Source organism: Streptomyces sp. MK37H (assembly GCF_018035285.1).
Lineage (GTDB): Bacteria > Actinomycetota > Actinomycetes > Streptomycetales > Streptomycetaceae > Streptomyces > Streptomyces endocoffeicus.
Genome location: NZ_JAAAYH010000371.1, coordinates 1 through 9003, shown reverse-complemented (window position 1 = coordinate 9003; position 9003 = coordinate 1). Strand labels below are relative to the sequence as shown.

Annotated in this window: 7 protein-coding genes; 1 reads left to right on the top strand and 6 read right to left on the bottom strand. The window is 73.4% G+C overall.

Annotated elements, in window-relative coordinates; all coding sequences use genetic code 11:
* Positions 1-56: 56 nt before the first annotated feature.
* Positions 57-1046, top strand: coding sequence for a GlxA family transcriptional regulator (locus GWI24_RS34735; RefSeq protein ID WP_210950025.1), 990 nt, complete (start codon positions 57-59; stop codon positions 1044-1046).
* Between the two features lie 388 nt (positions 1047-1434).
* On the opposite strand, the gene GWI24_RS34730 is transcribed toward GWI24_RS34735, so the two are convergent.
* The 6 genes from GWI24_RS34730 to GWI24_RS34705 form a co-directional block, all read right to left on the bottom strand.
* Entirely contained in the window at positions 1435-4053 is a 2619-nt protein-coding gene (locus GWI24_RS34730) for a polynucleotide kinase-phosphatase (RefSeq protein WP_210950024.1), read from the bottom strand.
* Positions 4050-5603, bottom strand: coding sequence for a 3' terminal RNA ribose 2'-O-methyltransferase Hen1 (locus GWI24_RS34725; RefSeq protein ID WP_210950023.1), 1554 nt, complete (start codon positions 5601-5603; stop codon positions 4050-4052). Before GWI24_RS34725 ends, GWI24_RS34730 begins: the two co-directional genes overlap by 4 nt.
* A gap of 331 nt (positions 5604-5934) precedes the next feature.
* Positions 5935-6876 (bottom strand): homocysteine S-methyltransferase, encoded by a 942-nt coding sequence (mmuM, locus tag GWI24_RS34720; protein ID WP_210950022.1) that lies wholly within the window; start codon positions 6874-6876, stop codon positions 5935-5937.
* Positions 6877-6899: 23 nt separating this feature from the next.
* Positions 6900-7823: an LLM class F420-dependent oxidoreductase gene (locus GWI24_RS34715; RefSeq protein WP_210950021.1), complete on the bottom strand. Its 924-nt coding sequence runs from the start codon at positions 7821-7823 to the stop codon at positions 6900-6902.
* A gap of 18 nt (positions 7824-7841) precedes the next feature.
* Positions 7842-8327 (bottom strand): DUF6099 family protein, encoded by a 486-nt coding sequence (locus tag GWI24_RS34710; protein ID WP_210950020.1) that lies wholly within the window; start codon positions 8325-8327, stop codon positions 7842-7844.
* A 343-nt stretch (positions 8328-8670) separates the two neighbouring features.
* Positions 8671-8988, bottom strand: coding sequence for a nucleotide pyrophosphohydrolase (locus GWI24_RS34705; RefSeq protein WP_210950026.1), 318 nt, complete (start codon positions 8986-8988; stop codon positions 8671-8673).
* Positions 8989-9003 lie beyond the last annotated feature (15 nt).

Below are 9003 nucleotides of genomic sequence, written 5' to 3'. Positions count from 1 at the left end.
CCCCGGGGCACGGCGGAACGAGTGGCAGGAGTGACAGCATGCGCTACATTCCTGCCATGCGGTCCATCGCTCTCGCCGTCACCCCGGGCATGCCGATCTTCGATCTGGCGGTGCCCTGCCATGTCTTCGGCTCCGATCGCCCCGGACTCCCCGACCCCTGGTACGAGCTGCGGGTCTGTGCGATCGGACCGGGCGGTGAGGGGGCCGGTGCACCGGTCGCCGCCCGCTCGTGGTTCGCCGCCCACACCCCGTACGGCACCGAGGAGCTGATCGCGGCGGACACCGTGATCGTCCCGGCCTCGGCCGATGTGCGCGGCGATCCGCCCCCGGAGCTGATCGACGCGCTGCGCGAGGCCCATCGGCGCGGCGCCCGCATCGTGTCGCTGTGCTCGGGCGCGTTCACCCTCGCCGCGACCGGACTGCTCGACGGCCGTACGGCGGCCACCCACTGGATGTACGCGGCGCTGTTCGCCGAGCGCTATCCGGCCGTACGGCTCGATCCGTCCGTGCTCTACGTCGACCACGGGGATGTGCTGACGGGGGCGGGGTCCACGGCGTGCATCGACGTCTGTCTGCATCTGGTGCGCGAGGACTACGGCACCGAGGCGGCGAACACCCTGGCCCGGCAGCTCGTCGCGCCCGCCCACCGGCCGGGCGGCCAGGCCCAGTACATCGAGGCGCCGCTGCCGGAGCGCACCGACGACTCGCTCGCCCCGCTGCTGCACTGGGCCGCCGAGCGGCTGCACGAGCCACTGACCGTGGCCGACCTCGCCCGCCGCGCCCACACCAGCCCGCGCACCCTGGTCCGCCGCTTCCACGCCGCCACGGGCACGACGCCGCTGCGCTGGCTGCAGGGCCAGCGGATCGCGCGCGCCCGGGAGCTGCTGGAGGGCGGCGATCTGCCGGTGGACCGGATCGCGGAACTGTGCGGACTGGGCACGGCGGCCAACCTGCGCCGCCACTTCACCCGAGCGGTCGGGGTGCCCCCACACGACTACCGCCGCGCGTTCCGCGCCCGGGAGGCGCGGACACCCTCGGCCGTCTGACGGCCCGGGGCCGGGTCCGGGGCCGGGTCCGTCGCCGGGCCCGGGGCGGTTCCGAGGCCGAGCCGTAGCCCGGGCCGGGACCCGGGCCGGGACCCGGGCCGTTCCCGGGCCCGAAGCCAGGTCCGGGACCCGAAGCCAGGTCCGAGGCCCGAGGCCGTCGCGGGACTCGGGCCGGGCCGCGACGCTGTCACGGGGCCCCAAGCCCCGTCCCACGGCACGGGCCCTTCCGGGGGCTCCGAGGCCAGCGCGGGCTCCGGGCCACGGCCGCCTGACGCCGGGCGGCCCGGCCATGAGCCGGGCCGGGACCCGGGCCGTTCCCGGGCCCGACGCCAGGTCCGGGACCCGACGCCAGGTCCGGGACCCGGGGCCCGTCGGCCGGGCCGGAGCCCTACAGCCGTGGGTCCACCGGCTCCGACTCCAGCGCGAGCACCGCGAAGACCGCCTCGTGGACGCGCCACAAGGGCTCACCCTCCGCCAGTCGGTCGAGCGCCTCCAGGCCGAGCGCGTACTCACGCAGGGCGAGTGAGCGCTTGTGGCCCAGGTGGCGCTCCCGCAGCCGGGCCAGGTTCTCCGGGCGGGTGTACTCCGGGCCGTAGATGATGCGCAGATACTCGCGGCCGCGGCACTTCACACCCGGCTGGACCAGCCGGCCGTCGCCCTTGCGGACGAAGCCCTGGAGCGGCTTGACCACCATGCCCTCGCCGCCCGCGGCCGTCAGGTCCAGCCACCACCGCACCCCCTCGGCGACCGACGCCTCGTCCTCGGTGTCGACGATCAGCCGGCGGGTGGGGACCAGCAGCCGGGCGCCGTCGGCGGCCGGCTTCTCCGCCTCGATCATCCGGTCGATCAGGGCGAGCTGCTGATCGTGCGGAAGCGCGGTGGCCAGGTTGCGGCCCTGGGCGGCCAGGATCTGGAACGGCGCCATCCGGATGCCGTCCACCCCGTCGACCGGCCAGCAGTAGCGCCGGTAGGCATCGGTGAACGCGGCCGCGTCCGACGCCCGTTCACGCTGCTTGCCGAGCAGCGCGGACACCTCGACCCCGCGCGCCTCCGCGCCCTCCAGCGCCGCGAGGACGCCGGGCAAGACGGCGCGCGAGGCGGCGCCCACCGCCGCGTACTGGTGGCGCAGCAGCCCCTCGGCCTTGAGCGACCACGGCATCAACTCGGCGTCCAGCAGCAGCCAGTCGGTGTCCAGCTCCTGCCACAGCCCGGCGCGATCGAGGCAGCCGCTCAGCCCGCGCAGCACGGTCTCCGTGAGCTGGGCATCGTCGAAGAACGGCCGTCCGGTACGGGTGTGGATCGCGCCGGAGACGCCGTCCGGCGTGCCGAAGCGCTCCCGCGCGATGTCCGCGTCACGGCAGACCAGCGCCACCGCGCGCGAGCCCATGTGCTTCTCCTCGCAGATCACCTGGCGCACCCCGTCCGCGCGGTAGGCGGCGAACGCCTCCGCCGGATGCTCGAGGAAGCCGCCGTCGGCGGCTCCGCCGCCGGTCCCCTCCTTGGAGGTGGCGGTCGGCGCCATGGTGGGCGGGAGATACCCGAGCAGCCGGGGGTCGACCGCGAAACGGCTCATGACCTCCAGCGCCGCCGCCGCGTTCTCCTCCTTGACCGCGATCCGGCCCATGTGGCGGGTCTCGACGATCCGGCGGCCCCGCACATCGCCCAGGTCGAGCGGACGCCCGTCGGCGCCTCCGGGGGCCTCGGTCGTCAGCGGCTTGACCGGTTCGTACCAGACCCGCTCGGCCGGGACGTCCACCAGCTCGCGCTCCGGCCAGCGCAGCGCGGTCATCCGGCCGCCGAAGACACAGCCGGTGTCCAGGCAGATGGTGTTGTTGAGCCAGAAGGCGCGGGGGGTGGGGGTGTGGCCGTAGACGACGGCGGCGCGGCCGCGGTAGTCCTCGGCCCACGGATAGCGCACGGGCAGGCCGAACTCATCGGTCTCCCCGGTCGTCTCCCCGTACAGCGCGTGCGAACGGACCCGGCCGGAGGTGCGGCCGTGGTACTTCTCGGGCAGCCCGGCGTGACACACCACCAGCGCCCCGCCGTCCAGTACGTAGTGGCTGACCAGCGACTCGATGAAGTCCCGCACCCGGTCGACGAAGGCCGGGTCCGCGCGGTGCTCCCGGTCCAGCTGCTCCACGGTCTCGGCGAGGCCGTGGGTGACCCGGACCTTGCGGCCCTTGAGATAGCGGCCGAGCTTGTTCTCGTGGTTGCCGGGCACGCACAGGGCCGCGCCGGAGGCGACCATGCCCATCACCAGACGCAGCACCCCGGGGCTGTCGGGGCCGCGGTCGACGAGGTCGCCGACGAAGACCGCCGTACGGCCCTCGGGGTGGGCGGCGTCGACCGGGCGGCCGAGCTCGTCGCGGCGCAGGGCGTAGCCCAGCTTGCCCAGCAGGGTCTCCAGCTCGGAGCGGCAGCCGTGGATGTCGCCGATGATGTCGAACGGGCCGGTGAGATGGCGCAGATCGTTGTAGCGGCGCTCGGTGGCGACCTCCGCGGCCTCGACCTCCTCGGCGCCGCGCAGGACGTGCACCTTGCGGAACCCCTCGCGCTCCAGGGACTTCAGCGAGCGGCGCAGCTCACGGCGCTGGCGGGGGATGACATGGTCGGGCATTCCGGCGCGGTCGGGGCGCTGGGCGTTGCGCCGGGCGCACTCGCCCTCGGGGACGTCGAGGACGATCGCCACGGGCAGGACGTCGTGCTCGCGCGCGAGCCCGATCAGGCCGCGGCGGGACTCGGTGCGGACGTTGGTGGCGTCGACGACGGTCAGCCGTCCGGCGGCCAGCCGCTTGCCCACGATGTAGTGGAGCAGGTCGAAGGCGTCGGGGGTGGCGCTCTGGTCGTTCTCGTCGTCGGCGACCAGCCCGCGGCAGACGTCGGAGGAGACGATCTGGGTGGGCAGGAAGTGGCGTCGGGCGAAGGTGGACTTGCCGGAGCCGGTGGTGCCGACGAGCACCACGAGCGACAGGTCGGGCACGCCGATGGCGCGCTTCTCCTCGGTCATGCTGCTGCCTCCTTCGTCGTGGTCGCGGTGGTCGCGGTGGTCGTATCGGTCGTGTGGTCGCCGCCGATGCGGAACAGCGCCAGCTGGGTGGGCGGGCCGACCTCGGGGTCCTCGGGGCCGACGGGGCGGAACTCCACCGCGTAGCCATGACGTTCGGCGACCTCCCCCGCCCAGGTCCGGAACTCCTCGCGCGTCCACTCGAAACGGTGGTCGCCGTGGCGCATCCGCCCGGCGGGCAGCGTCTCCCAGCGCACGTTGTACTCCACGTTGGGCGTGGTCACCACGACGGCCTTGGGTCGTGCGGCGCCGAACACCACATGCTCCAGGGCGGGCAGCCGGGGCTGATCCACATGCTCGATCACCTCGCTGAGCACCGCCGCGTCATATCCGGCGAGCCTGGAGTCGGTGTAGGTGAGCGCGCCCTGGGTCAGCTTCAGCCGGGCCGACTGCCGCTCGGCCGCGCCCGTGTCGAAGCCGGGACGGTCCAGCCGCAGCCTCCGCGCCGCCTCGTTGAGCGCGCGCATCGACACATCGACGCCCACGATCTCGGTGAACCGCGCCTCCTTCAGCAGCGCGCCCAGCAACTGGCCCTGGCCGCAGCCCAGATCGAGCACCCGGGCCGCCCCGACCCCGCGCAGGGCCTCGAGTATCGCCTCCCGCCGCCGGACCGCCAGTGGCACCGGCCGCTCCTCGGAACCCTCCTCGCTCTCGTCCTCCTCCATCAGCTCGGCCGCCGCCGGTTCGCCGACGGCGTTGTCGATCTCCTCCGCCGCGGTGTCGTCGGCCTCGGCGAGCCGCGCCAGCTCCAGCCGCTCCAGCGCGCTGCGCGTCAGCGACCAGCGCCGGGCCAGATAGCGGTTGGTGATCAGCCGCTGCTCAGGGTGGCTCTCCAACCAGCCCTCTCCGGAACGCAACAGCTTGTCGACCTCGTCCGGGGCGACCCAGTAGTGCTTGGCGTCGTCGAGCACGGGCAGCAGCACATACAGATGGCGCAGGGCGTCGGCCAGCCGCAGCTCGCCCTCCAGCACCAGCCGTACGTACCGCGAGTCGCCCCATGCCGGGAACTCCTCGTCCAGCGCCACCGGTTCGGCCGTCACCGCCCAGCCCAGCGGCTCGAAGAGCCGCTCGACCAGGGCGGCACCGCCGCGCGCGGGCAGCGCGGGCACCTCGATCCGCAGGGGCAGCGCCCGCTCCGGCAGCTCGGGCCGGGCCTTGCACTGGCCGCGCAGAGCGCTGGAGAAGACCGCGCTCAGCGCGACCGCCAGCAGGGAGGAGGCGGCATACGGGCGGTCGTTGACGTACTGCGCGAGCGCGGAGTCGGGGGCGCCGCCCCGGCCCTTGCCGCGGCCCCGCCGCACCAGCGCCACGGGGTCCACTTCCAACAGCAGCGCCGCGGTGCAGCGTTCGGCGGTCGCCTCGGGGTAGAGGACATGCGCGGTGCCGTAGGAGGTCGAGAACCGCTGCGCCTTGTCGGGATGCTTGTGCAGCAGAAACCCGAGGTCGGTCGCGGGGCGCTCGGCGGTGCCGGTGGTGGTTATCGTCAAGAACACCCGTCCGAGTATCGCCCGGCGATCGCCCCTCACCTAATGGTTTCTCATCAGGGCGGCCGCTCGGCGGCTACGGGGTGTCCGGCGGATCTGTCCCCTCCCCGCCCCTCCCCTTCCCGTTGCCAAGGGCTGCGCTCCTGGCCCCCGGGGGCGGGGGCGGGGCCCCCGTTTTCGGGGTCTGGGGCGGGGCCCCAGTTGCGGGGTCTGGGGCGAGCCCCCGTTTCGGGTGTGGGGCGAGCCCCCGTTTCGGGGTCTGGGGCGGAGCCCCAGTTGCGAGGAGGGGCGGGTAGGGGAAAGCAGCCCGCCGCAGGCGCCCCGCTCCGCCGGACACCACCTAATCGCCTCTCACCACCGCCGCCAGCTCCGCGATCCGCTCCGGGCCCACCCGGCAGCAGCCGCCGATGAGCCGCGCCCCCGCGTCCCGCCATGCCTTCACCCGCCCCGGGTCGAAGGTCGCCCGGCCACGCCAACTCCGTGCCGTGGCATCCCACTCCTCTCCGCTGTTCGGATAGACCACCACCGGCTTGCCGGTGATGTCGGCCGCGATCTCCACGGCCCGGTCCGCGTCGCCGGGCTCACAGCAGTTGACGCCGACGGCGATCACCTGGTCGACACCCGCGGCCAGGGCGAACGCGTCCCTCAGCGGCTGCCCGGCCCGGGTGGTCTCCCCCGCGATGCTGTAGGAGAGCCATACCGGCACCCCGCATCCCTCGACGGCGCTCAGCAGCGCCGCGGCCTCATCGGCGTCCGGCACCGTCTCCAGCGCCAGCGCGTCGGGACCGGCCGCGGCCAGCGCCTCGATCCTCGGCCGGTGGAACCGCGCCAGCTCGGCCACGCTCAGCCCGTACCGCCCGCGGTACTCGCTGCCGTCCGCCAGCATCGCCCCGTACGGGCCCACCGAGGCGGCGACCCACACCGGCTCCGCGCCCCGCTCGCCCGCGGCCGTCCGCTCGGCGGCCGCCCGCTCGGCCGCCGCGCGCGCCAGCTCGACACTGCGCCGCAGCAGCGCCGTGGCCTCCTCGTGGCCCACGCCCCGGTGGGCGAAGCCCTCGTAGGTGGCCTGATAGCTGGCGGTGATGAGCACCCGTGCGCCCGCCCGGGCGTAGGCGGTGTGGGCCGCCTCGAGCTGCCCCGGGTCGTCGGCCAGCAGCCGGGCCGACCACAGTTCGTCGGAGAGGTCGCAGCCCTGTGCCTCCAGTTGGTTGGAAAGACCGCCGTCGAGGACGAGCGGTCCGCGCTCCAGCGCGGCGGCCAGGGCTGTGGGGGTTACGGACATCACGGGTGCTCCTGGTGGTGCGTTCAGCCCAGCTGGGCCTGGACCTGCGAGGAAATCAGCTCCAGGTGGTCGAGGTCGTCCAGGTCCAGCATCTGGAGGTAGAGCCGGGAGGCGCCCGCCTCCGCATAGCGGCCGATCTTCTCGACGACCTCGGCCGGGGAGCCCGCCAGACCGTTCTCCTTCAACTCCTCGACCTCCCGTCCGATCGCCGCGGCCCGCCGGGCGACCTCGGCGTCGTCCTTGCCCACGCACACCACCAGCGCGTTGGAGTACACCAGGTCGTCGCCCTTGCGGCCGGCGGCCTCGGCCGCCTCCCGCACCCGGCCGAACTGGCGCTCACTGTCCTCGGGCGAGGCGAACGGCATATTGAACTCATCCGCGTACCGCGCGGCCAGCCGCGGGGTGCGGGTGGCCCCCTGGCCGCCGATCAGCACCGGCACCTTGCTCTGCGCGGGCTTGGGCAGCCCCGGGGAGTCCACCAGCTGGTAGTGGGCACCGTCATGGCCGAAGGTCTCACCGACCGGGGTCTGCCACAGCCCGGTGACGATGGCCAGCTGCTCCTCCAGCCGGGCGAACTTCTCCTTGGGGAAGGGGATTCCATAGGCCCGGTGCTCCTCCTCGAACCAGCCCGCGCCCAGGCCCAGCTCGACTCGTCCACCCGACATCTGGTCGACCTGCGCCACCTGGATCGCCAGCACACCGGGCAGCCGGAAGGTGGCGGCGGTCATCAAGGTGCCCAGCCGGATCCGCCGGGTCTCGCGGGCCAGCCCGGCCAGGGTGATCCAGGCGTCGGTGGGGCCAGGGAGGCCGTCCACGTCTCCCATGTGGAGGTAGTGGTCGGACCGAAAGAAGGCGTCGAATCCGAGGTCCTCGGTGGCCTTGGCGACGGTGAGCAGCGTGTCGTAGGTCGCCCCCTGCTGGGGCTCGGTGAAGATGCGAAGATCCATGGCACCCATCCTGCCTCGTCACGCGGCACCACCCCACTCCCCACCCCACTCGCGGAAGGTGAGGTGCCTGAGCATGCCGTGCACCCGGTCCCGGGCCTCGTCCGCCGCGTCGATCGCCTCCACGCACTGCCAGTACAGCGCCTCCTCCTCGGTATTGGAGGCGACCCCGACCAGCGCGAATCCCGCCTCCGCCAGCAGCTCCCCCAGCGCCAGCAGCACCGCCCTCGGATCGCGCACCTCCGAGAGCTGGGCGGCCCGTAAACCGCCGCCGCGCAACGTGGGGTGGTGCAGCGCCGGGTGGAACAGGGCGCCGCGCGCCCGCCCGCCCGCCTCGCACAGACCGCGCGCCTCCGCTCGCGCGGCCGCCGGGCCGCTCACCACGAAATATCCGCCGACCGCTTCGGCCAGCGCTTGAACCTGCCAGGCTTCGGCCACGATGTCGTGCACGCTCCCGGCCTTCGCCAGGGCGTGCCGGGTGACACCGATCAGCCGCATCGCGTCCATTCCCCGCACCCCTCTCAACGGACTTCCGAGCCCGTCACTCCTCCACTACCCAGAGTGATGACTAACAGGCCGAAAAGCTAGGGGAATTCAGGAATCTGTTGACAACAGTTGCGGTGTGGATAACTTCTTCACTACTGAGAGTGACGGATCAAGGGGTCGGAGCCCCTCGAATGACCGGAGATCACGGTTCACCGCCACAGCCCCCGTTCACCGTCATAGCCCCCCGTTCACCGCGAGATCACCTATTCACCGCCAAAGCCCCCGTTCGCGGTCAGCCCCGTCGGCGCCGCGACCCGCACCCGTACGCGCTCAACGCCCGTACGCGCTCAACACCCGTACGCCGTCAGCGCGCCCCGTTCACCGGAAACCGGACCTCGTTCCGGTCGATCTTCGCCGAGAGCGCCGCGAGGGCGTCGATCCCCAGCACCTCGCAGAACTGGAGCAGATACGCCAGCACATCGGCGACCTCGTCCTCGACCCGGCCCGCCTTCCCCTCGTCCTCCATCACCCGCGCCGACTGCTCAGGCGTCAGCCACTGGAAGATCTCCACCAGCTCCGACGCCTCGACGCTCAGCGCCGCCGCGAGGTTCTTGGGGGTGTGGTACCGCTGCCAGTCGCGCGCCGCCGCGAAGGCGGCCAGCCTGCGCTGCAGCGCCGCCACATCCAGGCCGTCGGT